The sequence below is a fragment of the Paenibacillus haidiansis genome (assembly GCF_036553665.1).
In the GTDB taxonomy this organism is placed as follows: Bacteria; Bacillota; Bacilli; order Paenibacillales; family Paenibacillaceae; genus Fontibacillus; species Fontibacillus haidiansis.
In genome coordinates this window covers 107,964-132,144 of sequence record NZ_JAZHPZ010000008.1, presented here as the reverse complement: position 1 = coordinate 132,144, position 24,181 = coordinate 107,964, and the positions used below count along the sequence as shown (strand labels likewise).

Annotated in this window: 25 protein-coding genes; 3 read left to right on the top strand and 22 right to left on the bottom strand. The window is 52.2% G+C overall.

Features of this window, described 5'->3' with window-relative positions:
* Positions 1 to 406: 406 nt before the first annotated feature.
* Genes V3851_RS16795 through V3851_RS16775 form a run of 5 tightly spaced genes read right to left on the bottom strand, consistent with a single transcriptional unit; the run spans position 407 to position 7,225 of the window.
* Positions 407 to 2,188, bottom strand: coding sequence for a glycoside hydrolase family 2 protein (locus V3851_RS16795; protein ID WP_331847707.1), 1,782 nt, complete (start codon positions 2,186 to 2,188; stop codon positions 407 to 409).
* The gene (locus tag V3851_RS16790; protein WP_331847706.1) at positions 2,185 to 3,960 is read right to left on the bottom strand and encodes a glycoside hydrolase family 2 protein; all 1,776 of its coding nucleotides are present in this window, start codon (positions 3,958 to 3,960) and stop codon (positions 2,185 to 2,187) included. The genes V3851_RS16795 and V3851_RS16790 overlap by 4 nt, the downstream gene beginning before the upstream one ends.
* A 27-nt stretch (positions 3,961 to 3,987) precedes the next feature.
* Entirely contained in the window at positions 3,988 to 5,418 is a 1,431-nt protein-coding gene (locus tag V3851_RS16785) for an ABC transporter substrate-binding protein (RefSeq protein ID WP_331847705.1), read from the bottom strand.
* Positions 5,419 to 5,472: 54 nt separating this feature from the next.
* A complete protein-coding gene (locus tag V3851_RS16780) occupies positions 5,473 to 6,306 on the bottom strand; it encodes a carbohydrate ABC transporter permease (RefSeq protein WP_331847704.1) in 834 nt (277 codons plus the stop codon).
* A 16-nt stretch (positions 6,307 to 6,322) separates the two neighbouring features.
* Entirely contained in the window at positions 6,323 to 7,225 is a 903-nt protein-coding gene (locus V3851_RS16775) for a carbohydrate ABC transporter permease (RefSeq protein ID WP_331847703.1), read from the bottom strand.
* A gap of 355 nt (positions 7,226 to 7,580) precedes the next feature.
* Here V3851_RS16775 and V3851_RS16770 point away from each other — a divergent pair, with 355 nt between their 5' ends.
* On the top strand, positions 7,581 to 8,621 hold the full coding sequence (locus tag V3851_RS16770; RefSeq protein WP_331847702.1) for a GntR family transcriptional regulator: 1,041 nt from the start codon (positions 7,581 to 7,583) through the stop codon (positions 8,619 to 8,621).
* 135 nt (positions 8,622 to 8,756) lie between these two features.
* On the opposite strand, the gene V3851_RS16765 is transcribed toward V3851_RS16770, so the two are convergent.
* Positions 8,757 to 9,620: an MBL fold metallo-hydrolase gene (locus V3851_RS16765; protein ID WP_331847701.1), complete on the bottom strand. Its 864-nt coding sequence runs from the start codon at positions 9,618 to 9,620 to the stop codon at positions 8,757 to 8,759.
* Positions 9,621 to 9,812: 192 nt separating this feature from the next.
* On the opposite strand from V3851_RS16765, the gene V3851_RS16760 reads away from it, so the two are divergent.
* Positions 9,813 to 10,229 carry a DUF2500 domain-containing protein gene (locus V3851_RS16760; RefSeq protein ID WP_331847700.1) on the top strand — a complete coding sequence of 139 codons (417 nt, stop codon included), beginning with the start codon at positions 9,813 to 9,815 and terminating at the stop codon, positions 10,227 to 10,229.
* A gap of 63 nt (positions 10,230 to 10,292) precedes the next feature.
* On the opposite strand, the gene V3851_RS16755 is transcribed toward V3851_RS16760, so the two are convergent.
* Positions 10,293 to 11,186 (bottom strand): SDR family oxidoreductase, encoded by an 894-nt coding sequence (locus V3851_RS16755; RefSeq protein ID WP_331847699.1) that lies wholly within the window; start codon positions 11,184 to 11,186, stop codon positions 10,293 to 10,295.
* A 128-nt stretch (positions 11,187 to 11,314) separates the two neighbouring features.
* On the opposite strand from V3851_RS16755, the gene V3851_RS16750 reads away from it, so the two are divergent.
* Positions 11,315 to 12,298 carry a helix-turn-helix transcriptional regulator gene (locus V3851_RS16750; RefSeq protein ID WP_331847698.1) on the top strand — a complete coding sequence of 328 codons (984 nt, stop codon included), beginning with the start codon at positions 11,315 to 11,317 and terminating at the stop codon, positions 12,296 to 12,298.
* Between the two features lie 21 nt (positions 12,299 to 12,319).
* Here V3851_RS16750 and V3851_RS16745 read toward each other — a convergent pair whose 3' ends face one another.
* The 15 genes from V3851_RS16745 to V3851_RS16675 form a co-directional block, all read right to left on the bottom strand.
* Positions 12,320 to 12,943, bottom strand: a complete 624-nt coding sequence (locus V3851_RS16745; protein WP_331847697.1) for a TVP38/TMEM64 family protein — start codon at positions 12,941 to 12,943, stop codon at positions 12,320 to 12,322.
* 142 nt (positions 12,944 to 13,085) lie between these two features.
* Entirely contained in the window at positions 13,086 to 13,337 is a 252-nt protein-coding gene (locus V3851_RS16740; protein WP_331847696.1) for a hypothetical protein, read from the bottom strand.
* Entirely contained in the window at positions 13,327 to 13,767 is a 441-nt protein-coding gene (locus V3851_RS16735) for an Ig-like domain-containing protein (RefSeq protein WP_331847695.1), read from the bottom strand. The genes V3851_RS16740 and V3851_RS16735 overlap by 11 nt, the downstream gene beginning before the upstream one ends.
* Positions 13,760 to 15,244, bottom strand: coding sequence for a discoidin domain-containing protein (locus V3851_RS16730; protein WP_331847694.1), 1,485 nt, complete (start codon positions 15,242 to 15,244; stop codon positions 13,760 to 13,762). Before V3851_RS16730 ends, V3851_RS16735 begins: the two co-directional genes overlap by 8 nt.
* A 16-nt stretch (positions 15,245 to 15,260) precedes the next feature.
* Entirely contained in the window at positions 15,261 to 15,872 is a 612-nt protein-coding gene (locus V3851_RS16725; protein ID WP_331847693.1) for a putative phage tail protein, read from the bottom strand.
* Positions 15,853 to 16,923 carry a baseplate J/gp47 family protein gene (locus V3851_RS16720; RefSeq protein ID WP_331847692.1) on the bottom strand — a complete coding sequence of 357 codons (1,071 nt, stop codon included), beginning with the start codon at positions 16,921 to 16,923 and terminating at the stop codon, positions 15,853 to 15,855. Before V3851_RS16720 ends, V3851_RS16725 begins: the two co-directional genes overlap by 20 nt.
* A gap of 1 nt (position 16,924) precedes the next feature.
* Positions 16,925 to 17,338, bottom strand: coding sequence for a DUF2634 domain-containing protein (locus V3851_RS16715; RefSeq protein WP_331847691.1), 414 nt, complete (start codon positions 17,336 to 17,338; stop codon positions 16,925 to 16,927).
* Positions 17,338 to 17,787: a DUF2577 family protein gene (locus V3851_RS16710; protein ID WP_331847690.1), complete on the bottom strand. Its 450-nt coding sequence runs from the start codon at positions 17,785 to 17,787 to the stop codon at positions 17,338 to 17,340. Before V3851_RS16710 ends, V3851_RS16715 begins: the two co-directional genes overlap by 1 nt.
* On the bottom strand, positions 17,787 to 18,800 hold the full coding sequence (locus V3851_RS16705; protein WP_331847689.1) for an XkdQ/YqbQ family protein: 1,014 nt from the start codon (positions 18,798 to 18,800) through the stop codon (positions 17,787 to 17,789). The genes V3851_RS16710 and V3851_RS16705 overlap by 1 nt, the downstream gene beginning before the upstream one ends.
* Complete coding sequence (locus V3851_RS16700) at positions 18,797 to 19,456, bottom strand: LysM peptidoglycan-binding domain-containing protein (RefSeq protein ID WP_331847688.1); 660 nt, start codon at positions 19,454 to 19,456, stop codon at positions 18,797 to 18,799. The genes V3851_RS16705 and V3851_RS16700 overlap by 4 nt, the downstream gene beginning before the upstream one ends.
* On the bottom strand, positions 19,456 to 21,336 hold the full coding sequence (locus tag V3851_RS16695) for a phage tail tape measure protein (RefSeq protein WP_331847687.1): 1,881 nt from the start codon (positions 21,334 to 21,336) through the stop codon (positions 19,456 to 19,458). Before V3851_RS16695 ends, V3851_RS16700 begins: the two co-directional genes overlap by 1 nt.
* Positions 21,337 to 21,610: 274 nt before the next feature.
* Positions 21,611 to 22,009 carry a phage tail assembly chaperone gene (locus tag V3851_RS16690; RefSeq protein ID WP_331847686.1) on the bottom strand — a complete coding sequence of 133 codons (399 nt, stop codon included), beginning with the start codon at positions 22,007 to 22,009 and terminating at the stop codon, positions 21,611 to 21,613.
* 116 nt (positions 22,010 to 22,125) lie between these two features.
* Positions 22,126 to 22,560, bottom strand: a complete 435-nt coding sequence (locus V3851_RS16685; RefSeq protein WP_331847685.1) for a phage tail tube protein — start codon at positions 22,558 to 22,560, stop codon at positions 22,126 to 22,128.
* 39 nt (positions 22,561 to 22,599) lie between these two features.
* A complete protein-coding gene (locus tag V3851_RS16680) occupies positions 22,600 to 23,652 on the bottom strand; it encodes a phage tail sheath subtilisin-like domain-containing protein (RefSeq protein WP_331847684.1) in 1,053 nt (350 codons plus the stop codon).
* Positions 23,652 to 24,116 carry a hypothetical protein gene (locus V3851_RS16675; RefSeq protein ID WP_331847683.1) on the bottom strand — a complete coding sequence of 155 codons (465 nt, stop codon included), beginning with the start codon at positions 24,114 to 24,116 and terminating at the stop codon, positions 23,652 to 23,654. Before V3851_RS16675 ends, V3851_RS16680 begins: the two co-directional genes overlap by 1 nt.
* Between the last annotated feature and the right edge of the window lie 65 nt (positions 24,117 to 24,181).

Here is a 24,181-nt window from a genome sequence, read left to right as displayed (position 1 = left end):
AATAAAAAGACACAGGCTGCATCCTGTGTCGGGTCAAACGAAAAAAGACCAAACCATCGCTTGAATACGGCAAACAAACGTCTCCCGTAAAGCGGTGGTCGCTAGTGTCGGCATATTCTATTCAAAAGATCGGTTCCCTTTGTCATAGCATACCTATCCCGTTTGCCCTGCACAGGCGCAGAGCCTTTGAGCACTATTCAATTAGCCGCGCAAAGTGGTAAAACGGAATTTGATATTAATCACAGGGAACCCTCCGTTCATTAAAGATTATCTATATTTTAACATCTTTTTATTCTTAATACAACGAACATACCCAATAACGTTATCTTACAAGCAAAGTTAAATAAAAAAGGCGGAGCCTGCACGGCAATTGCAGACCCGCCTAATGATTACATCTTATCCATTTTCATATCATGCCTTGGAAATTTGTTTGGCCTTCATTGATTCTCTTGATGATGTCCAGCGGCACCTTCGGTTCCCGGTTCCAGGTCAGCAGGCCGCAGATTTCCGTTTCCGTGTCGGTCAACTGCGTATAGCAATACCCTTGAACCAGCTTGGATACGAGGAACGGATTGATGACGTCAACCAGTTGCTGCACAAACTCATTTTCATTCTCCGCCTTCGGCTCTACAACGGGAGCATCCGGTTCAGAGTGATAATTCACGCCTCCAAATTCGGTACAAAGCACCGGCTCTCCCCCATAGGAAAATCCGGGATTGTATATAAACTTCCGGCCTTCCAGCCCCGGCATATCCGCCAGAATATGTTCAATGTCGGAGTAGCGCTTATGCAGAACTTCCGGGTCCTTGGCGTAGTCATGCACGGTGCACAAATCAGACTTGCAGTGCTCCCAGCCGTCGTTGGAAATCACCAGTCTGGTCGAGTCCACCGACTTGGTAAAATGATACAGGGACTGGGCATGATGCTGCTGCTGTTCGTTATAATAAATATCGGCGACGCCCCAACTCTCATTTAAAGGCACCCAGACGACGATGGACGGATGATTATAATCCCGCTCGATGACTTCCTTCCATTCATCCATCATCCGATGGGCATACTGCTCGCTGTATACGTAAGCGGCGGCCATTTCCCCCCATACCAAAGCCCCCAGCTTGTCGCACCAGTACAGATAACGAGGGTCGGCCACCATCATATGCTTCCGCATCCCGTTAAAGCCCATCGCTTTGCACAGTTCCACATCCCGGCGAATAGCATCATCGGTCGGCCCGGTCAGCAAACTCTGCGGGAAATACCCCTGATCCAGCACCAGCTTCATCTGATAAGGACGATTATTCAAACAAAGTTTTCCGTTATCGACAGAAATTTTCCGCATTCCGAAATAACTTTCGATCCGGTCGACGACAACTCCATCCGCCTTGAGTTCAAAGGTTACGTCATACAGATTGGGCTTCTCGGGCGACCACCATCGGCCCATTCCATGGTCGTTAAAATCCCGCAGGTTTACGCGCCAGGCTTCCACGCCCGCGAATATTGTCCTGCACTCTTCCGCAATCTTTTCACCGTTGAATTCGATCCGAGTCGCCAATTCAAGCCGAGACCGTTCATTCCATCCTTCCACGAAAGACTGGATCTCGATTTCGTTCGTATCCAGGTGCGGGGTGAAACGGACCTTCTCCAGACGGACCTCTTCAACAAACTCCATCCAGACGGATTGCCATATGCCGGTCATGTTCGTGAACCACATCACCTCGCCTTTTTCCTTCCAATATTGCTTGCCTCTAGGGATCGTCAAATCCGTCAAGTAATCTTTCGCCATCACGGTAATTACATTTTGATTGCTTTCGATCAATTCGGTGATATCCAACGAAAAGGAGGAAAATCCGCCGCGATGGTTCCCGGCCCGCTGCCCGTTTACCCACACCCGGCATTCGTAATCGACCGCTCCGAAATGCAGAATCACCCGTTTCCCGGCGTATTCGGCGGGAATGTCAAATGTTCTTTGATACCATACCCGTTCATGGTTGCGCTTGTCTTCGACCCCGCTTAATTCACTCTGATAACTGAAGGGGATCGTGATTTCGAGCGGGAGTTTTCCGGTGTCCTGATACCATTTTTCTTTCAGCCCAAGGTCATCGTCATCGAATGCAAAAGACCACACTCCGTTCAGGCTCTGCCACGAATCTCTTATAAATTGGGGGCGGGGATATTCCGGTCTTATGGTTGTCATAGGTCCTCCTCCAATTCAAATTTGCCTTCGTTAATTGCCCGAATCGTTTCCAGCGGAATCTTAGGTTCCCGGTTAAAGTCCAGCAGCCCGTTAATCTCCTGCTCTACATCGGTTAATTGAGTGTAGCAGTAACCCTGAATCAAGGGCGAATCCTGCATGGCTTTGATTACGGCATGTACCCGCTTTTTGAAGTCCGCCCCATCGCTGGCCCCCGAGTAGCCCCAGCCGCTCGTTTCGCCCTTCTGGAAGGAGATCCCCCCAAACTCCGTCATCAGGATCGGCTGACCCTCATATTGATAGCCTTTTACATAGACATCCCGGTTTTGGGGAGCATCCAGCGCCGAGTCAATTTGACTGTATTTCGCCACCAGCTTATTGTAGTCCCATTGATAATCGTGAATGGTGCATAAATCCGATTGAACATGCTCCCATCCGTCGTTGGAAATGACCAGCCGGGTCGTATCCAGCGATTTCGTCAAGTGGTACATGGCCATCGCGTGCTGGCGCTGCTGATCATCCACCTTGATGTTCGGAATGCCCCAGCTTTCATTCAAAGGAACCCATACGATAATCGAAGGACTGTTAAAATCGCGGTTCACCGCTTCGATCCATTCCGAAGTAAATTTCTGCACGTACGCCTCACTAAAAGCAAACGCATTTGCAGCCTCGCCCCAGACCACGAGTCCCAGTTTGTCGCACCAGTATAAAAAGCGCGGGTCTTCAATCTTCTGATGCTTTCTTACGCCGTTAAACCCCATCGACTTGGTTAGCTCTACATCCTTTTTCAATGCGTCATCCGAAGGCGCGGTAAGAATGCCTCCCGGAAAATAGCCCTGGTCAAGCACCGCCTTCAGGTAGAACGGCCGATTGTTCAGGCACAGCTTACCGCTGTCAACCGATACTTTACGCATTCCAAAATAACTGCGTACGGTATCTTTCTCGATTCCGTTTACATAAACCCGGTATTCTACGTCGTACAAATTCGGATGTTCCGGGCTCCACCAACGTCCCATGCCGTGATCGTTAAAGTCATGCAGTTCAATGCGGCGTTTTTGTTTGGCGGCGGTTATCTTGCACTCTTCATAAGCGACGACTTCGCCTTCAAACGATATACGGGTTCTCACCTTGATGTCCGCCTCGTCCGACCAGCCGTCGACGACATATTGAATGCCGATCTCATTGCGGTCAATGTCCGGGTAATAAAACACGCGGCTCAAATGAACCGGTTCGACCGCTTCAATCCATACCGGCTGCCAGATCCCCGTCGTTGAGGTGTAAAAGATCAATTCAGATTTTTCTTTCCAGAATTGCTTGCCGCGCGGTAAAGTGACATCTTTGCTGTAATCTCTCGCCTGCACCGTAATTTCGTCGGGACCTTCCCGACGCAGCAGGCTCGTAATATCCGCCGAGAAAGGAGTATGCCCTCCTTCATGGACAGCCGCCAGTTGTCCGTTTACCCATACCCGGGCCGAGTAATCAACGGCTCCGAAATGCAAAATGATGCGTTTTCCGGACATTTCCCGGGGAATTTCGACTTTCCTTTTATACCAGACTGTATCGTGAAATTCTTGTGTTCCTATTCCGCTTAGCTCGCTTTGGTAACAGAACGGAACTTGAATCCGCTGCGCGAAAGTCGTTTCCCCATACCATTGTTCGTCGAGTCCGATCCGCTCGTCGTCGAATTGAAATTGCCATTCCCCATTGAGGCTCATCCATGCGGATCGCTCAAATTGCGGACGGGGATAATCCCCCCGTGAAAACATGCTGCTCATGATGTTCTCTCTCCCTCGTTCACTCATTCAAAGACTCAAACCGACGGCTTTGATTTCTTTAATAAAGCTCTGTTCCATTTCATCGAGCGCTGCTTGCGGATCCAGCTCTCCCCTTAATACGCCCTGGATGGCGTTTTCCATAATATCGTTCAGCTTGGCGGAAACGAACGGAACATCCGGATCGACCAGGATCTGGGCTGCCGACAACGAATCAAGCAGTGCCGGATACATCGGATTCGATGCCAGCACCTCAGGACGGTTGTAGTTGGATGTCCGGGTCGGGTCCATCGTATTGTTGATTTTTAATAATTCTCCATCCTTGGATGTTACGTACTCAAGGAATTTGTAGGTCGCTTCCGGGTTCTTCGCCGTGTTCGTCATCGCAATGGCCCAGCCGCCCATCGTAGGGGCACCGCCCGGCGTCACGCCAAACCCAACCTTGCCTTTGACTTTAGACTGGTCGCTTTCAATGGAGCTATACAATCCCGGCCATTGCTCCATCATGGCAACCTCTCCGCTTGCGAACAAGGCGTTGGCTTCATCCCATCCCAATTGCAGCCACTCGTCGGGCGCGAACTTCTTCAGATCAAGCATGGTTTGCATCGCCTTCAGTCCGGCTTCGTTGTTGAATGCGGGTTTGAAGTTCTCATCGACATCCTTCCCGCCGTAAGCTGCCAAACGATTCTGCCAAACTAAGCGGCTGTTTGTTTTGGATGCCATGGAGCTATAACCGTATTTGGTCGGAGAATCGGGATTATACTTTTGCGTAAAGAACTCGGCGACCGAGAGGAAGTCCTCGACAGAAGTCGGAACGACCAGATCCTTGCCCGTCTTTTCCTTATACTGCTTTTGAATTTCCGGATCTTCGAACAGGTCCTTGCGGTAGAAAAACAATTGCGAGTCCGGCTTGTAAGGGAATGCCACCATTCTTCCTTTGTAGAGACCGTAGCTCTTCAATAAGCTTGGAATGAAATCCTCAAGATCGAGGTTCGGGCTGGCAACCGAATTAATGTACGGCTGCAAGTCCTGAATAAGACCGCCCTCCGCATAGCCGTGAACATTGGCGACCGGCATGAGCACCGCATCGAAATGATGGCCGGTATTCAAATCCAATTGAATTTTCTCGATGTCGTTTCCGGCCGGAAAGCTCTGAATTTCAACCGTGGCACCGGAGGCCTGTTCAAAATATTTCGCGGCATTCTTCAATGCATCCGCAAAATCGCCCGTCCGCGTGGCAACCACGATCTTTTGGCCTTTATATTGGCCGCCGAGCGTTCCGCCGCCGTTCAAGTCGGTCAATTTAATCCCGAGCACATCCGGAGCCTCCACATTTACTTCCTTGAATTCGCCTTCCGGTTTAGCAGTGTTGCCGGATTCGGCGCTTTTGGAACCACATGCACTTAACACGAAAGTTAATGTCAAAACGCATAAGAGCACGATATGGAATTTTTTCTTCATGATATATAACCTCCCGAAATCTTGAAATGGAACAGGCCGTCTGACCCGTAATTTTTAACCCTTTACCGCGCCGGCCGTAATTCCCGCCTGCACGTATTTCTGTGTCGTCAACGCGAGAATAAGCGCCGGGATGAAGGCGATCGTTCCGGCCGCGGCCAGAGTACCGAATGGTGTATCCTTTTGCAATTGGATCATGCCGCTGATCCCGAGCGGAAGCGTTTTGTTCCGATCCGTAAAGATCAGGACGAGCGACAGGCTGAATTCATTGTACGCGGCCAGGAACACGAGGATCGCAGCCACCACAATCCCCGGAACGATAAGCGGAAGCGCGATTCTCCAGTAAGTGCCGAACTCGCTGCAGCCGTCGATCTTGGCCGCCTCGAACATCTCGGTCGGCAATTCGTCAAAGAATCCCATAAACAACCAGATCGCCAGCGGAAGCGCAGCGGTGGTATACACGATAATGAGCCCGAACAAGGTATCCAGTATCCCGATTTTTTGAAAAATAATATAGTACGGAATAATAAACACCAGCCCGGGAACCATCCGCATCACAATAATGGCGTACTGCCAAAAGGTCCGGCCCATGAACTTAAAACGCGAAAATCCATAACCGGCAAAGGTGCCTACGATAATACCGCATAATGTAGTGGTGACAGCAACGACCAGGCTGTTGATAAAATACGTACCGATCTGATGCTTCGTAAATACCTCGACATAATTCTGCAAGGTCCAGCTGGAAGGAAAGAATTCCGGCGGAACCTTCATGATTTGACCGGCTGTTTTGAATGATGTCGTAACCGCCCAATAAATGGGGAACAAGAATGCGATGACGAACAGAACAAGCAGCAAGTAGAGTGCGAATTTTTCGGCATTATGTTTTTTCATATTTTCTCCCCCCTTGCTACTGCCGATCATTTCGGATTAATTTCAGGAATATTAGTGAAACCACAATAATAATGACAAAGAAAATCATCGCTCCGGCCGAACCGGCGCCCACATTCATATACCGGAAAGCGGTCTTGTATATCATCGTTCCCATCGTTTCGGTCGAGTCTCCGGGTCCGCCATCGGTCAAAATCATGATGGAATCGAATATTTTCAATGCATCCATGACCCGTAAGGAAACGACAAGCGCAATGAAATTCCGGATCAGGGGAAGGGTGATCTTAAAAAAGACTTTAACGCGATTGGCCCCGTCTATGAATGCACTTTCATAAATATCCTTCGGGACGGTCTGCAGGGCGGCGATCAGGATTAACATACAGAACGGCGTTGCCCCCCAGACATCGATAATGATGACCGCGATTTTCGCCGGCAGTGTTTCCCCCGTCCAGGCAACCGCTTGCAACCCTAGCGTTTCCATAAGATAATTGATAGGGCCGTAAATGGCGCCAAACATGATTTTCCACATGGTGGTTGAAACGACGGGAGCCAGCATCATAGGCAGAATGAACAGGCTCTTGAAAATCTTTGTTCTTTTGCTTACCTTCTCATTGTTAAGAATTAGCGCAAGGATCATCCCCAGCACCACATTCAGCACGACTGTAAAGAAGGTCAAGACCAGCGTCCAACCGATCGATTTCAAAAAAGGACCGTTGGTCAACATATATTTGTAATTGTCCAGCCCGGTCATCTTGATCATCGTATTGGGCAAAGATAGGTTATAATTCAACAGACTTATATAAAGGGAGTAAAACAACGGCACAATGGCCAATAACGTGATGAGTATGACGGCAGGTCCTATAAATATATAGGGTAATGCTCTGTCAGATAGTCTTTTGACAACCACCGTGTCTCGCTTCATGAAAAATCCACCTTCATTCCTCTTTGGATAACGCTTTCACTTTCTGCAACCGTATTATTTCGTTCAGCTTTTTTAACGGCGAATCTTCTCCTCCCCTTTCATCACAACGTGTGAAGAACAAGAACATCTCTTGGATTCAGTTGAATTACATAAGATATACTAATATACTTTTGTCGAAATATATATACTAAATAAAGTATAAAGTTTTAGATATCCTCAATCTTTTATTAATTACGGTGCCTATATCTTTGCAAATCATTATACTAACATCTACAAATTAGCATGTAGACTTTATATGATTCAATCTATATAATTCAGTTAGTATAAAAATATATTATAGGTGTGATCATTCCATATGAAAGAGCAACCTTTGTATAAGCAAATCCAAGAAAAGATCAAAGAACAAATCAAGCTGGGCATACTTCGTCCGGGAGACCGGGTCGGGTCGGAGAAGGAACTGTCGAAAATATATTGCGTCAGCCAAATTACAACCAAAAACGCGCTTATCGGTCTTGCGGAAGAAGGATGGATCGAGCGTATTCAGGGGAAGGGATCCTTCGTATCAGACCGTTCCTCTCAATTGCGCCCTGCGATGGCTAAGCCCGTTTTGATCGGAGTTATTTTTCCCAGCATGAAAACCCGGATCGATCAGCAATTGCTAAACTATATTGAACAATATGCCTATGAGGAAGGCTTTCAAATTCTGCTGCGCATTACACGGGAATCCGCGGCAAGAGAAACGCAGTCCATCAGAGAGTTAATGGAACTGGGCATCCAGGGTTTAATCGTTTTTCCGACAGAAGCGGAGAACTATAATGAATCCATCATCCAACTGTCCTTTGACAAGTTTCCGGTTGTGCTTATCGACCGCTTCTTCAAAAATATTCGGGTCGCCCATGTAGTCTCCGACAATGTAACAGGAACGTTTGAGGCCATCGAATATTTATTAAAAAAGGGGCATCGGCATATCGCTTATATCTCCCCCGAAATCACGAATTCGGTTACAGAGGATCGGGCCATCGGTTATGAGAAGGCTTTTATGGAACATCAATTGCCCATTGATAAAAATCTGTGGTGCCTGGTGAGTTTGAATACGCTCCAGCAGAACGGGGCCGATGAAGAGATTGCGGCTTTTCTTAAAGACAAGGACACGATAACTGCGATTTTCACGGTCAATGTGAAACTTGCCCATATCGTCCACGCTTACTTAAGGACGAATAATCTATTGGACGAGATTGAACTCGTAACGTTTGACCCTCCCGATTTGCCCGGGGTTCCCTATGTCGCGCAGAACATTGAAGCCATTAGCAGAAAAAGCATTGAAATCTTGAAGGAACAATTCGCCGGGGAGTATGTGTCTCATTCCCACCTGGAGCCTGTAACCCTTTGTTTGTAAGCTATTTAACGGACATACCGGGCATATCCTCATAGAAAAACCGCGAGAAGGTTCCAAGACCTTCTCGCGGTTTTTTGAATCGATATCGTATATCCCCGCCTGTACCAGCGTCTCGGGCAAGAAATCGCTCCGGGCTTACAGGCGCGTCATGAATGCCTGCCCGGAAACGTACACGAACCGCTCTCCCCGGGCCATGACATGGCATTTCTGCTCGGGATAATGCTCATAAAGATAGTCTACGAAATAACCGGGCTTCTCCGTATTGCCCATGAATACGTCATAATGGAGCGGAACAACGGTATCCGCGCCGATTCTCACCGCCAGTTCAGCGGCCTCGCGATAATTCATGTTCCCGATTAATCCGCTCTCTCCGCGGAAATAATCCCGGCCATTAATCGGAAGCAGGGCGATATCGGGCTTGACGGCGCTTAAGCTCTCAACCAGCCCGGGATAAACGACCGTATCGCCCGCATGATACAGCTTGACTCCGTTCAATTCGATGAGGTACCCGGTATAACGATATTTTCCTTCGTTATCTTTATCCAGTTGCTCATGTGCCGCGGGCACCGGCGTAATCGATACTTTGGAGAAGAATCCGTGTTTCCCTTCCTCCGCTTCGACAATTTGACGCTCGGCGATCCCCAGTCCGGTCAGGAGCGGTATGCAGCAGGCCGGTCCCATAATGAGGGCGTCCGGGTTTTGCCGGTGAAAGACAGGCAGCGTCCCCCGGTCCAAATGATCTCCATGATCGTGCGTAATCAGGCACAGGTCCGCCCCCGTAATGTCCTCCGGTACAATCGGTGCGGGATAAGTACGTACCGCCCCTTCATTTTTCTCCAAATAATCCGAAACATACGGATCGATATAAATCGTGACTCCATCGCCTTTAATGATAACGCTTTCCTGTCCGAGGAACCAAATAGCCAAGGTACCGAAAGGAACGTCGGTATCCACTACCTCCCGGATCAATGCGGGGCCTTTCTTCGCTTGTTTGATCATCCTGTTCTCCTCATCTATTTTCTCATTTAAAAAAGTACATTTGTTATTAATATAATCCCGGAACAAAGTATCGGCAATTGTTATCTATGATATCATTGAAACAAAAACAACGCCGCTTGCGTAGAATTCATTACAGGACCCGGAAGCGGTGCTCGTACTGTTTGAAGGCAATACATAATAAGGAGGAGAAAAATGGACGGATTCAGCGCTTCCCCGTTCGGTGGAGGTTTCGATTTTATGTTTACCCTTGTGCCGATTTTAATCGTTATTGTATTCGTGATCGTCATTATATCGGTCATCGGCAGAGGTGTCCGCTATGCGAAAAATGCCGGTTCACCACGAACTTCCCACTATGCCCGGGTGGTCGCCAAACGCATGGACCTGCGGCACCGCACGAATCACGGCCCCAACAACTCCGTCGGCAGTTCCTCGCACACTTACTATTACATCACGCTGGAGTTCGAGAATGGAGAACGGAAAGAATATTTGGACGTCAAAAATCTGTACGGTCTGGTCGTTGAAGGCGATACCGGATACGCTGCTGTGCAGGGTGACTGGATCGTGGCCTTTGAAAGGAATATCGCACAAGAACAAAATACGCGGTTCTAGCTAAAAAAAGGCAGGCGCTCTCCGTAGTGAGAGGCGCCTGCCTTACTTTTGAGGACGGCCGCTTCAGGTAATCGGCAATCCGTGCTTTTTCGCATAGTTGCCCCAATGCGGGCGCCGGCCGTCGATGTCGCTGAAGCCGTATTCGTCGGACAAATCCCAGCTCGTGAACGCACGTCCCGATTTTTCGTGCACGTTCGGATCGGCCACAAGCGCCGCGACCGCCTGGCCGACAAAATAAGGCGTCTCCGACTCGATATAATGAGGCTCCTGGGCCACGGCATCCCGCCAATTTTCTTCACGGACGCCGAAATGCTCCAGCATCTGCTCGGAACGCAGAAATCCCGGGGTTACCGCCAAAGCGGTGACATTAAAGGGCCGGAGTTCCTTAGCCATAGCCGCCGCCAGGTGAATCGGCGAAATTTTGGCGAGGCTATAGTAGAGATTGCCGCGGTAATTGTAAGTGGAACCGTCGGTGATCTCAATGACAAGCCCCTGTCTCCGTTTCAACATTAAGGGAACCCCATAGTAGCTTGTAATCAGATGGGTCTTCACCGCCCGTTCCTGCATCAGCAGGCCGTCGCCAAGCGGCTGCTCCCAGAACGGCGTGCCCCAATGCGTCAGTGCCTCGCCGCCCCATATGTCGTTGATCAAAATATCGAGCTGTCCCTTCTGCTCTTCCGCTATCCGTTCGAACAGCGCCTTTACCTCTTCCTCCCGGGTATGGTCCGTGCGGACCGGGATGCCGACGCCGCCGCGGGCGGTGACCATCTCCGCGGTTTCATCGATCGTCTCGGTCCGGTCCAGGTCCGAAGCATGGCCGCGGACGCTGCGCCCCGTGCAATAGACGGTCGCTCCGGCGGCTCCCAGCATGACGGCGATGCCTCGCCCCGCTCCCCGTGTGGCCCCTGCCACTACGGCAATTTTCCCGCTCAATGGCTTCGAATGGTTCGTTTCCATCTTTCATCATCCTCCCTGGATTCACTTCCAAAATATATCCCCAGTTTATCAGCCAAATATGACATCTATTGTCTTATATAAATGATAAAATGAAGCTAAGATTTGCAACTTACGGGGAGTGATCCATCATGCGGGCGGACCGGCTGTTGTCTATTTTGCTGCTGCTGCAAAACGAAGGAAAATTAAGCTCCCGCAGCCTGGCGGAGAAGCTGGAAGTGTCGGAGCGGACCATCGTGCGGGATATGGACGCGCTGAGCGCGGCGGGCATCCCGGTCTATGCGGAGCGGGGGCCGTCGGGCGGGTGGATGCTGGCGGAGAATTACCGGACGAGTCTGACCGGAATGAATCAGGAAGAAATCTTATCGCTGCTGCTAACCCGGCATAGCGCTATGCTTGGGGAGCTGGGCATCAAACCGGGGCACTTCGAGACGGCCTACCAGAAATTACTGGCCTCTTCTCCCGCATCGGTCCGGCAAGATGCCGAATTGATCAGGGAGCGCCTGCATATCGACGGAGCCGGCTGGCATGCTTCGAATGAAACCTTCCCTTGGCTGGCTACCGTACAGGAAGCGGTGTGGAGCGGGCGGAAGCTGGAGATGCGCTACAAAAAATCGGAGGAGAAAGAGAAAGATCCGGGCAGCAGCCCGAGGCGGACGGTTCATCCGCTCGGCCTGGTCGCCAAGCGAAATGTCTGGTACCTGGTAGCGGAAGAAGGCGGAGAACTAAAAACCTTCCGCATCTCCCGGCTGACCGAAGCCAGGGTGCTGGACGAGGTCTTTCGGCGCCCGCCCGGCTTCTGCCTGGGCGAGTACTGGGAGCGGTCGACCGCGGAGTTCAAATCGCGGCTGCCCCGCTATCCCGCGCAGGTGCGCATCGCCGAACGGCGGCTCTCCCGCTTGCAGCGGGAGCGCTACGCCAAGGTGCTGCACGCGGAGCCGTGCGATGACGGCCCGGCCGGATGGGTCCGGGCCGTCATCGAATTTCACACGCTGGAATCGGCGTGTGAAATCCTGCTCGCCTGCGGCGGCGAAGCCGAGGCGCTCGGCCCGCCGGAGCTGCGGGAACGGCTCCGGGACGAGGCGGCCGCGATCGCGGCGCTGTACCGGCGCTAAAATCCCGGCGGTACGGCCGGTCTACTCGGCCGGCTCGGCCACGGTGCCGGCCGATGTGAAATAGCTCTGCAGCTTCCGGTTCAGCCACAGGGACGCGGAGATAAACAAGGCGACGCCGAGCAGCTTGAGCGGCTGCTCCACGAAATCGGACAGGTGCGTCCCGATATAAGAGACGCAAAACACCATGACCGCCTTGCCCAACGTTACGGCCGCCGCGAACGACGCTATCGGCATTCGCGTCAGGCCCGCGGCCATATTGATGACGACGAACGGTCCGACCGGCAGCATACTGAGCAGGAAGACGAAGCTGAAACCGTTCTTGCGGGCCCAGACCATCGCCTTTTGCACCTTGGGTTTAAGCGCCCAGCGCTGCATGAACGGCGCTCCCGCCACTTTCCGGATAATGAGGAATGTCAGCAGGCTCCCGGATACGAGGCCAAGCCACGAATATATAAATCCCGGCCACATCCCGTAGATGGCGGCATTGGCGCCGACGATCACGATGGTGGGCAGCGGCGGGATGAATGATTTCAGAAAGGTGAGCAGAATCCCGGGCAGAGGACCAAGAGATCTGAAACGTTCCAGAAACAACTCGATATTTTGTTCCGCAAAATAATCCATAATGCCAAGCTCCGCTACGAACATAGATTCACCTCTTCGAATTGGTGATCTAATTATACTATAGCCCGGCGGAATTTCCCGGCGAATAATTCGACAATATCAAAAAAGAAAGAAGACGTTCGCTTCGAACGTCTTCAACATCCTCCTTGGCTGCTTGCTGTCGTCCTTATTGAATTGGCCCGTTGGAACCTATTTGTTTAATCCGGCTTTCCAGAATCTCCTGCCGCTCAAGTACGTCCGACAGCATTTCATAAAGTGTTTCCAAAGTCACTCCCGAGTCTTCCAAGCCCTTTTCGGATTGAGGGAATTGTGCTTTCCTGCTATTATACTTCGCGCGAATCTCCTCGGATCTGACTCTCAACGGGTCCGCCGGAATATGAAAATGCGTTGTTTTCGGGAGCGGTTTCTTAGTTGCCATCCGTAACCACCACCTTTAAGACAGCATTTTTATCCATGCCAACCGATCTGACCAAAAATTCGCCCGGCTCCTCGCTGCTGAGTGTCAACTCTGCGGTTCCCTTTGTCACTTGCACGTATTGTTCAATCCCGTTTACGTCGACGAGAACCTGATCATTAAATGATTGTTGGAGCCGGCCTTCCCAATCGAGCACATTTAATTTAAGCGTCATGATGTCGTTGCCGTTGGACAATATTGAGGCTTTATCCGCCGAAAATTCGGCGATGAATCCGACAAATGTCCCGTCAACGTACCTCATATTTAATAAGTTCATATTATTGAATAGCTTCTCGTCGATTGGGATCAGCCCTTCGGACTCCACTTCGCCGGCGAGATCGCTCACCCCGATGACCCGCTGCTCCCGGTTTAGTTGCGCATAATATCTAGACATATTCGATCACCTCCCAGGATGCCCGTTGATCGAAGACGTAGGTAAACATCGTCACGATTTCAATTTGCGTCGAATTCAGAATTTGACCGCGTATCCCCGCATTATACTTGGGAGAACCATTGGTGTATCCTGTTTGGGTCACGTTTATGAACGACTTCTCAACGTTAACGGCATTTATTGTAACAACGTATCTTTCTCCATCCGGCCATGTTCCATCATTAAACAACTGGACATACCCACGTTGCACCCTTTTCACTGCCGACACGGCCGTCCACCCCTTCTCTGCATCATTGAACTCCAAATACCCGTTGTTCGTGCGAAAGTCTATGCCGTCCACTTTATCCGCATCCGGGAATGTTCCCGCGATCTTGGCCTTAATGGTGCTGTTCATAAAAATGTCTTCGCTTCCGCTTCGCTGGGCGATTACGATGCGGTCCTTATTATCGTAGCCTCGATCTCCGTCAACCCATGTTCCTATTTTGGGATCGAGCCATTGCGCGTGACGATACGGCACATCGACGTATAGATATCCCCATTCCGGCAGTTGGTAGGTTCCCGGGTTTACGCGGAAATAAGTTCCGGCTGCCGGATTCATCACAATAAGACTTCTGTAGATGCCGAGCTTGCCTCCGCCGAAGTCCTTGATTTCGCCTTCGGGAATAATCATCAGCCCTTGCACCCGGGCATTCAGCCCCCAGGAACGAACGTCTTCCAGGGGATCCAGATCGGTATTGCCATGGAATCTGCTGTAAACGGCCAAACAAGAAATAGCCGTTCTTCCGGAAGAGCCGTGCTCCGTGACCGTCAATCGAACGTAGGTTCCGTTCGTTTCGGAGGCAAAAGCGACAAAAGTGAAGGGCGCATAAGCCGCTCCCGTATGTTCGTATACCTTCGTCCATATCGTACCGTCATTGCTGACCTCCACGTAAAACCCTTTGGGTACGGTGGTGAGGTCGGATCCTACCCAGGAACCGAATGAGAAGCCTTCCAGTCTTTGATAATCTTTTCCGAGGTTTATGGTGATCGCTTTGGGAAGAACTGCTTCCTTCGCCAACTCCCACATATGATTGTCCCCGGGGCTCCCCCATTGAAACGTATACGGGGTAGTCGGATTACCGGTCAGTAATCCGCCGGTTACCGTGACCTTTTTATATTTGGCAATATTGGAGCTAAGATCGCCTTGCCGCAAATGCTGGCGGTCGATGCTGCCCTTGGCCACCTTGGCGGCATTTACGGCTCCGTCCGCAATTTTCTCGGAGACGACCGCTCCCGTCCCAAGCTTATCGGCGATGACCGCCCCGTTGGCAAGTCCCTCCTTGCCGATTTGCGGAGCGTCGCCGGCCTTCCCGGTATGTCGATGACCTGTTGACGCATGAAACAGCGCGTCGGTCGCTTCAATATTTTCATTCTGAGCGGCTCGCATCACTGTATCCGAGGCTTCGAATGTTTTCAGCCCGCTCGGCAGTGGCTTCGGCATTTCCGTTCTCTCCTTCCTAAGATTTAGTCGGTTTCCAGACCTCAAGCCGTTCCCATGTCATACTCAGCGCCTCGAACGCCCCCCATGTCAAATTCGCGGCATCAAGCTCTTCCCATGTCAAATAAGTATATTTGAACACCAGCTCAAGGTGAGCGGGGATGATTTCGCGCAGTACATTCCGCATGTCCGGCTCGTTCGGCGGCCTGCCCCGCTTGCCGATAAACGTAATCACCACTTGATAATCGGCGAAATTTTCTTCCACCTTGATCTCTCCGTTCTCGAACGAGTCCGCCACGTTCTTGATCACTTCAAGCGTGACCGTGCCCGCCCCCCGGAGCTTGGATTTAATAACCGAGCGCCGCTGCTCCTCCGGTTTGGCCGGATCGACAGTAATCCCGCAGATCGCCTCCCATTTCGCCAGTCCCCAGGTAGCGTACTCGATAAAGAATTGCTTGAGCACATCTGTAATTTGCTCGTTAAGCCCGATCAATTCTTTGGTTTCTTGGAATATTAAATTACCGGCGATTCCCGGACGTCCTTCGATATCCTGAAGAACATAGTATCCCGGTAAATAATCCGGCATATCCTTTCCGATATCGCGTTCCAGTTCAAAGCTTTTGCTTGACAACGAAATCCACCGTCCCCGCTATCGCTACTTCCTCATCTTCCATTTCCAGATTGCCGCCGACCCCGTTAATCTGAAGATCGCTAAAATCGGCTACCTGCTCGATATCCAGCAGTAGACCAAAGATTCGGATAAAGGAGACAATCTTCGTTTTAAAAGCGATGCCTGCGAGAAATTCTTTCAAATTGGTTCGAAACAATGTTTTTATCTCTTCCAGATCGGCTCCCGGTACCAGGGTAAGGCTGGCGGATACGTTGATTTCTACTCCCTTGGCCTTACTCACGGTGACCTCCGCGCCGAGCGGGCGGCGCTCCCCCACAGCCTTGGCAACCTCTTCAATAATCTCGTCATCGGGCTCTTGTTTATCCTCCGACAAGATCGACAGCTTCACGGTCCCTCCCCCCTTCCAGGTGGGGAATACTTTTACGTCGCCCACGCCTGGCACTTCCAATGCCCACTGGCGGTAGTGCCAGGCGTTTCCGCTTGTCGCGGGCCTTCGAACACGGTCGAAATACCTGCCCAGGAGCGATTCGTCGGACTCGGTTTCCGCTCCGTTCGCAAATTCCTGCGGGTTGGTCACCGAAATGACTCCCGATAAATTGCCCATCATGAGCTTGATCCGTCCGGCATCCACATTCCCCCGGATTCCGCCCGTAACCGCTTCAGCCTTGAGCTTTGCCGTCCTCTGATTGATGATTCCGGCTTCGGTCGTCACAAAAACGATAGGTTCTTCCTCGTCCGTGCAGACGGAGGTTCCCACGGGAATTACCGTGCCGTCGTCCCCGGTAAACACCACCTCCCCGGACGCTTTCACGCTGGGCCGCCGGGTAACGCCGAACTCGGCCGCCCGCAAATCCAGGAATTCCGACGGTTGCTCGGGGCCGGCAAAGCCAAACTTCAGAACTTGATCCAGGGCGATATAAGCATGCGCCAACTCAATCGCGGCGGGCGAGAGCAAATCGTAGGTGACGGAGCCCTGCCGCGTATCAATCCCCTCCGGCGAGGCCTGCCGCATCCGCTCCAGGATGGCTTCTTTGGTCTGATTTTCGTACACGTTAAATACTCACCTCCTGTTCTATAACTCCCTCGGCCGTTAAAACCGTAAACGTAACGAACAGCCTGTCGTTCTCCCTGACGATCTGGAACTGTTCCACGGCTTGAATCCGGTCATCCTCCATAAGCGCTTCCTTGATGACTCGCTTAATCTCGCTGTGGAGCAATTGAGGCGATATGTCCTGGCCGAGCAAGCTTTCGATTTCACAGCCGTATTGACTGTTATATATGAGATACCGGTACCGCGCGGTTAAAACCGCCTTGCGAATGGATTGAACGATCGCGGCTTTGCCGTCGATCCTCTTCTCTTCGACTTGACCCGTTTCAAAATCGAGGAAATAGGTCCGCGAGGGGAGCGGGACCGGCTTCACTTCTACGAACCGCTCTTCCCTGTTTTGCAGTGGAGATAACGTCATCAATACATCACCGCCCGATCGAAAATAATGTAAGTTTGCCCCTGGTTGATGCCGGCAACGATGACGCGGTCGCCTTCCTTGAGTTCGTCGGTGAATTCAAGTTCGGTCTCTTTAGCCGTAAAGGTTGAGGAAGACATGCCGAAGGAAAAAAATTTGGTTATGCTTCCCTCTCCGGACGATATGGTCAATTCGGATGTTTGACTAATGGATTTTGAAGAAATCTCCGCCTTGCTGCTAGTCAAATTCACCGTCCGCGTATGCTTCGCCAACGACTGGGCCACGATCAGGTCATCAGCCTCCAGCTCCACATTCATGTGATCCACCTTGATCCTCAGTCCGGGCGGCGCGGCAGTTACCGTGGCCAGCTCGAAAGTAATGTCCGAATTGTATCCGATGGCCCGGATCAGCTGCACGAGCTGACTGGCACCGGAGCCTTCAATGCGCTCCATTACTTGGCCCCCTTCGCTTCCTTATATTCCATCTTCGGAATGTCGTCCGTCGCCGATAATGTCAACGACATCGTGTGGCTTCCGTTCTCGAAACGATGCTCGTCGGACGAAATGTAATACCCGCCGAGAATACCCGTTACCGCTTCCCTGACGTACACGCAAGAGCCGGAAACCACATCGGAAATGCCAAGACATTCGATCCGCGCCTCATCCTCGATGGTGGCCAAGTCTTTTAACAATTGCTTCGCCCTTTGCTCCATTTGGGAGCGTGTCATATCTTTATCCGGCTTCTCCAGATGCTGCATGATCCCAAATCGTTTGATCAGTTCACCGTCTTTGGCGGTAGCGGATATTTCCTTCTTTTCGCCATCTCCGCCAATGACCTTGGTCTGCGTCCGGGTCTCTTCGATCGACTGGGAGTAACTGGCGTCAAGCACATTGACTCCGTTCTCCAGTACCCATTTTCCTTTCTGCTCCTTCCGGGCCCGAAGCTCCAGCTTCCCTTCCCTTGAAGTGATCCAGAAATGCTGTCCGTTCTGCTTTTGGGTTTCGGTAAGCGCCGTCACCATCATTTCAAAAAGCGTTTTCTCGCGAAAAACGAGCTTCGGAATGACGTAACCGGTATCCTGAATTTCGCCTGTAGGAATAGAAAACTCGCTGCACAGCTTACTAACAATGGCGGAAGCGGATTGGCCGCGGAAAATTTTCGTATCCGTGCTCTTGGTCAAATAAATATTTTCGTCGTAAGCCGTCAAAGTCATTTGGCCCTTGGCGTTGATCTGGTCCGCGAACAATACGCCGCGAAACAGTTCCTGTTTCCCGTTCAGAATCAGCCTCAGCTCCGCACCTTTTTCGAATGTCATGAATAATTTACGAAGGTCTCGCGTGTTGGATATTTCCACGACAAGCTTGCGGGCCGCCTGCTTGATATCCCCGGACCAGTTCACCGATTTGACGATCGGATCCAGCTGCACGTTCTGTTTCGGATCCTTGTACGCGACGCTCCAGCTCATGACGGAATCACCAGCTTTTGACCCGGGACGATCCGGTTCGGATTTTTTCCGATGGTCTTTTCGTTGGCCGCATAAATCTCCTTCCACCTGTCACCGTTCCCGAGTGTACGCTGGGCGATTTTCCACAATGTGTCTCCGCGAACGACGATATAGAAAGCGGGCGGGACCTTGGCGTCGGGTCGATGTTCCCCCGTAATGACCATCATCTTGCCCGATCCGGAGGTTTCTACCTGGCGGAATATGACTTCCTTGTACTCCTTCAGTTCCAGATCGAAATAAACGTCGCCCGGACTTCCCGCACGCTCGCTGTATTGAAAGGACCGGATGGTGACCGGGGTTTCAATGGGGGTGCCGGTAATGGTCAGGCGGACGGGTTTTTTCGCTTCCTTCCACTGTTCAATCTTGTCTACCATCTCCCACGGCTCCGGAAAATCCTCGTATTCGCAGTAGCCGGGATGATAATCGCGCGGGAAAAAGGAAGAAAGCGAATACTCTTTCAGCACCGCCTCCCCGATCACCGTGTACTCGCCGAGCTCGGTAACCTGAACGTCATCGTAGCCGTGGGAGCTTTTGACCGAAATTTGCTCCGGATTGACAGGCAGCCGCAGCCATTCCTTCTCATCCATCGTTTTGAGCCAAAATTGCAGGGATGCCATTATGCCATCAGTCCTCCCGCCGCTTTAATCTCGCGGGCCAACGCGCGGGCGATCGCATCGATATCGGATTCCTGGCGGACGTGGAACGTATTGCCCGTAATCGAGATCGGACCTCCCGCACCGCCACCGCCACCTTGGGAGAATTCCCGGTTCTCGCTGGCGGTCATGATACGCTCGCCTTTATGAAGACGGGCTACCATACCGTCATAAGGGACATAGTCCATGCCGTGATATTTACTTGTCGGCGGGCCGCCGTTATTTGTCGCCTGATTCACGGCTTTGCCCTGCACTTGAACCGTGGCGGTCTTGTCGTCGTCGAAAAAGCTGAACAGGGAGGAGAGTTCCTCCGTCACCGCATTGACGTAGCCCATAATCTCATCCATATGGTACTTGAACAAATAGGCGATCCCCGCCACCGCGGCCCCGATCAGGACGGCGATCAGGATGATCGGCCAGAACGCGGCCAGCGTGGCAGCGGCGGAAGCAAGCATGGCCGGTCCGTATACGCCAAGCAGAAAGATGGTTACCGCGCCGAGGGCAGCCAGGGCGATATCCGCGTTTCTGGTTAAAATTTCAATGGCGGAAGCGATCGCCAGACCTACCGGAAGCAGCAGCTCTCCAACCGGTGCCAAAGCGATCGCAATCCGGTTTTGCAGCATATCCCACTTGTCGCCGAAGGTCTGCACCTGGCCTGCTTGAGTTTGAATCGCACCTCGGGCTTTTCCCATCGCATCGACCACTCCGGTTAATTCGACCTTACCTTGCCATAAGGCTTTTACCATATCACCGCTCACCCGTTCGCCAAAAAATGCGGCAGCCTTTTTAGCCGCTTCGGTTTCGGTGGCGGCCTCTTTGATTTGTTTCGCGATCGCCGCAAAACCGATGCCTTCCCCTCTCAAGTCCTTTTGCATCGCATCCTGCAGCGGTGTCAGCCCTTCATTCTGCCACTTGGCCATCAGGGCCATCGATTGCTCAAAATTGAGCCCCATCTGCTGCATCGGCACGCCGAACTGTCCCATATTTTTCAGCAGATCACCCATTCCCGCTCCGCTTTGCCTGCTGGCGGCAAAGAACTGGTCCATCATAAGGATTCCGTCGCCGGCCTCCTTTTTCCAGGCGAGCATGACCTTGGCGGCGGATTCGGCGGCTTCAGCGCTGTTTGCTCCGCTCAGGCGCGAAGCGTCGAGCACCGTTTTGGACATATTTTTGAGGCCGTCCCCCGTGAGCTTCGCCTTCCCGTTCAGCGTGCCCATCACTTTGGCGACTTCATCCAGCTTCTGAGGCACCTGACCGCCGAGCTCGCGCAGCGATTGAATCATACCCTCCATCTGTCCCGGCGCCGCCATGGAAGAGGCGCGAAGCGTACCGATAGCCGTGCTGAATTCCTTGGCCGCCTCCAGCGACGTATCCTTGAGCGAACCGAGGACACTGCCCGCTGAGCTTACTGCCGAAGACAACTGCTTCTTGCGGTTTTCCGACAATTGCTGAACCGGTTTGACGCCGGCCCTTTCCCGCAGCTTTTTAATGCCCCTCGGCGGCTTATTTTGGGACTTCCCGGTCATGCCGTATGCGGCATTGGCGAACGCGACCCGCTTCGGTCCGTCTCTCCAGTTCGCGATCTTGGCGCCGGCCGCCTTTGCACCGTCCCCGACATTCTGGCCGGCCCACTTCAAAGCCTTTTTGAAGCCGGTGCCTACCGTGGCCGCAGCGGCGGCGGCCTTCTCTCTCATATCGGCCAGCTTCCGGTTCATCATGCCGCTGGCGCTGCCGGCTTCCCACATCTTTTTGCTCATCATGGCGATCCCGCTCAAGTCATAAACCGTGACCGTCTGTTTCCGCAGCTCCGTCATCGCCTGGTTATACCGCTTCAGATTTTTCATGCTTTCTTTTGTCACAAGATCGATTTTATTCTTCTGATTGTAATAATTGCTCAGCTAGCCCACCTCCCTGTAAGGCTGAACCGCCTTTACCGCTTCATCCTGCGGGCCGATCTCTCCTGCTCTTTGCGCACCTTCTCCTCTTCTTCCAATTGCAGCATCATGGAGGCGTACATGAACCGTTTCACGTTCTCGTCCTTGTTGTACATCTCATCCGGAGAAATATGATGCCGCTGAAAAATAAGATGCAGCAGAAAAGCCTCTCCGCCCGCTTGGATCAGTTTTTTATTTCGTCTTCGTCGCTGTCAAAACCGCTGATATCCAAAATTTCCGCGGACAGCTTGGCGATCTCGCCGGCCAGCAGCAGACCGAGAATCGCCTCCGTCGGAGTCCCGTATTTGTCGATCAGCTCTCTCGCCGACCAATCGGGAATCAGGCAGGCTTTCTGAATGACCAATGCGCCGAATTGTTCTTCGTCGAGCACCTTTTCCCGTTTCGGGCCCTTGCCCGTAAAATGCGTGCATTGCTCCTGAATTTTATTGATCGTCTTCCCGTCCAGAGCCTGAATTTGAAAATCGACGCCCAGCCGCTTCATCGGAATATCCTTCGTCGGTTTATTGTCGGCGCTGAGCAGTGCCCGAAGCACGCTGCTTTGTCTGTTCTCCGCAATTGCCATTTATGAATCATCCCTTCGTACTTGGATTGTTTCGAGTTTTCCGGTGATTGAGAAGAAACAAGAACCCGGACTCTAAGCCGGAGGCCGAGTTCATGTCTGCTTCAGATAGCCGGGATTTATTCGGCGACGAGTTTATCCATCAGCTCATACCCGGTAAAGTTAAACGGGAGCTCCTCTTCCACGATGGAGCCGACTTCAAAATTCATCAGCGGAATTTTATCGAACGTCACGCCTTTAAGCCGCACCCGATAAGCCCCGTACGATTCCGGATCTTCCAGCTTCAGAATCAGCTCGGTCGCAAAGGTACCTTGAGTATCGTCGGCGATTTGGCCGATCAGCTCGACGAATTCGGAGGTCACTTTATAGCCGGTGATCGTCCCCGTTCCGCTAAGCCCGGTTACCTTATGCGCCGTCCAGCGCGTGCCGGACCGCTTGATCTCCTCCTTGGTGACCTCCACGCTCGCTTCCGCCGATTTAATGTTGGTCAGCCATCTTCCGTCGTAATACACATATCCGTAAGTCCCATTGATAACGCGGGTTGAATCCAGCACAAGAACCCCTCCTAATTAAAAATGATCGACCCGTCAAATCTATACCTTGATCGTCAGTAAAATCCGCTCCATGCTGTCGATTTCCGTGAAGCCGATCAGCAGGAACACCGTATCTCCTTCGGACTTATGATCCGGGTCGAGCGTAACGACGATGTCCGTCAGCACATTGTTCAGCTCAAGACGCTCCAGATAGGCTTTCACGGCGGAAATTAGCGCGGCTTGCCCGTCGGCGTTATTGTCGAGCTTCCCTATGTAGGACTCGGCGGCCGCCTTGGGAATATCGGTCGAGATTGCCTGGCGCGCCCGCATGGCGCGGATTTTCTTCTTGCTTGTCACAAGCCCCTGTTCCACCTTGACTTTCTCCCCGTCATGCACAAGCACTAGGGAGCCCTTTTGCAGCGCAATATTAATCTCGCTGTTCTTCAACCGCTTAGCAACATCGTTCCCCCGCACCGGAGTATACGTAATCGATTTGTTGATCCCCGTTCCCGCGATCAAACCGGCGATATATGGAGCGTAGCGGGCCGAACTGTATACACTGCCGCCCAGATCGACGCCGGAAATCAGGTTGACGGCGTAGTCGTCCGCCAGGTCCACGCTGCGCTGGTTGCCGATCGCCGGGTCCAAATCGTCGGCCGCCGAACCTCCGAACACGGCGATAAAATGCTTCCCTTCATTTTCGCGGTTGTCTTTGCACCAAAGCTGGGTCGCCTTTTGTTCGTCCGCCGGCACTTCATCCGGATATACGAAAACATTGAACTGCCGGGAGCCGAACACATCCCGAATCGTCGTATACGTAGCCGATGTGACGGCCCCGGTTCCTGCAGGTACCGTATATACGAGCACTTCCTTGGCGCCGCCCTGCAGCACCAGACGAACCGGATCGACCGCGTCCGCACCGAACAATTCCACCGCTTCCACTTCTTTTTCGATCGTGTAAAACTTGCCCGCTTCCGCTCCCGCGTATTGAAATAGCGGCAGGCCAACCGTACCGCGCGCGCCGCCCTTGATTTGCGCCGCAGCCGCCTCCACAAAATTGATATACAGACCCGGCCGGACCGGCAAACTAATCTGATCCCATGTTCCGCCCATTATTGCATGCCACCCTTCACAAGAATTGTCGTGCGCATTTCCACTTTTCCAATTTTTTCGTACTCCGCCAAAGCAACAGTTTCCCGCGAATGGATCAGTAGGGTTCCGCCGCATCTATACAGCCCGCTGTCCAGCCGTTCCAGGGAATCGATGGTGAACGACTCGGCCCGAACCGCTGCCGGGGAAGCCGGCCCCCCATCCATTGCTTCGTTCATGACGCCTCGGCTCAGCGTCTCCATCGCGAGAATGGCTTCTTCCGCGCCTCCCGCATAGCACAATACTCCGTACTGTCGCTCCACCAGCGTGTGGCTTCGCGCCTCTTTCCGCCGGGCTTCCTGTTTCAGCGTCACGGCAAATTCCCCCGCCGCCGGAACGGGCGGCTCCTGGAACCGGTGAACCGCCGCCCCCGGAAATTTGGCGGCAATTATCGCCGCAAGCCCTCCGACTTCTTCGGCCAACGACATGTGTCTTTCATCCCTCGCTTTCGTTTCCATAAACTCCGGCCGGCTCTCTTAGTTCGGCCGCAATT

Coding starts and splice junctions, on each gene's coding strand:
- V3851_RS16795 (WP_331847707.1), bottom strand. CDS start 2,188: ATGACAACCATAAGACCGGAATATCCCCGCCCCCAATTTATAAGAGAT.
- V3851_RS16755 (WP_331847699.1), bottom strand. CDS start 11,186: ATGGAAACGAACCATTCGAAGCCATTGAGCGGGAAAATTGCCGTAGTG.
- V3851_RS16710 (WP_331847690.1), bottom strand. CDS start 17,787: ATGGAGCGCATTGAAGGCTCCGGTGCCAGTCAGCTCGTGCAGCTGATC.
- V3851_RS16750 (WP_331847698.1), top strand. CDS start 11,315: ATGCGGGCGGACCGGCTGTTGTCTATTTTGCTGCTGCTGCAAAACGAA.
- V3851_RS16780 (WP_331847704.1), bottom strand. CDS start 6,306: ATGAAAAAACATAATGCCGAAAAATTCGCACTCTACTTGCTGCTTGTT.
- V3851_RS16730 (WP_331847694.1), bottom strand. CDS start 15,244: ATGCCGAAGCCACTGCCGAGCGGGCTGAAAACATTCGAAGCCTCGGAT.
- V3851_RS16680 (WP_331847684.1), bottom strand. CDS start 23,652: ATGGGCGGAACATGGGATCAGATTAGTTTGCCGGTCCGGCCGGGTCTG.
- V3851_RS16695 (WP_331847687.1), bottom strand. CDS start 21,336: ATGAAAAATCTGAAGCGGTATAACCAGGCGATGACGGAGCTGCGGAAA.
- V3851_RS16775 (WP_331847703.1), bottom strand. CDS start 7,225: ATGAAGCGAGACACGGTGGTTGTCAAAAGACTATCTGACAGAGCATTA.
- V3851_RS16675 (WP_331847683.1), bottom strand. CDS start 24,116: ATGTCGTTGGCCGAAGAAGTCGGAGGGCTTGCGGCGATAATTGCCGCC.
- V3851_RS16700 (WP_331847688.1), bottom strand. CDS start 19,456: ATGGCATCCCTGCAATTTTGGCTCAAAACGATGGATGAGAAGGAATGG.
- V3851_RS16770 (WP_331847702.1), top strand. CDS start 7,581: ATGAAAGAGCAACCTTTGTATAAGCAAATCCAAGAAAAGATCAAAGAA.
- V3851_RS16790 (WP_331847706.1), bottom strand. CDS start 3,960: ATGAGCAGCATGTTTTCACGGGGGGATTATCCCCGTCCGCAATTTGAG.
- V3851_RS16715 (WP_331847691.1), bottom strand. CDS start 17,338: ATGACGTTATCTCCACTGCAAAACAGGGAAGAGCGGTTCGTAGAAGTG.
- V3851_RS16740 (WP_331847696.1), bottom strand. CDS start 13,337: ATGGCAACTAAGAAACCGCTCCCGAAAACAACGCATTTTCATATTCCG.
- V3851_RS16690 (WP_331847686.1), bottom strand. CDS start 22,009: ATGGCAATTGCGGAGAACAGACAAAGCAGCGTGCTTCGGGCACTGCTC.
- V3851_RS16735 (WP_331847695.1), bottom strand. CDS start 13,767: ATGTCTAGATATTATGCGCAACTAAACCGGGAGCAGCGGGTCATCGGG.
- V3851_RS16785 (WP_331847705.1), bottom strand. CDS start 5,418: ATGAAGAAAAAATTCCATATCGTGCTCTTATGCGTTTTGACATTAACT.
- V3851_RS16760 (WP_331847700.1), top strand. CDS start 9,813: ATGGACGGATTCAGCGCTTCCCCGTTCGGTGGAGGTTTCGATTTTATG.
- V3851_RS16765 (WP_331847701.1), bottom strand. CDS start 9,620: ATGATCAAACAAGCGAAGAAAGGCCCCGCATTGATCCGGGAGGTAGTG.
- V3851_RS16745 (WP_331847697.1), bottom strand. CDS start 12,943: ATGTTCGTAGCGGAGCTTGGCATTATGGATTATTTTGCGGAACAAAAT.
- V3851_RS16705 (WP_331847689.1), bottom strand. CDS start 18,800: ATGAGCTGGAGCGTCGCGTACAAGGATCCGAAACAGAACGTGCAGCTG.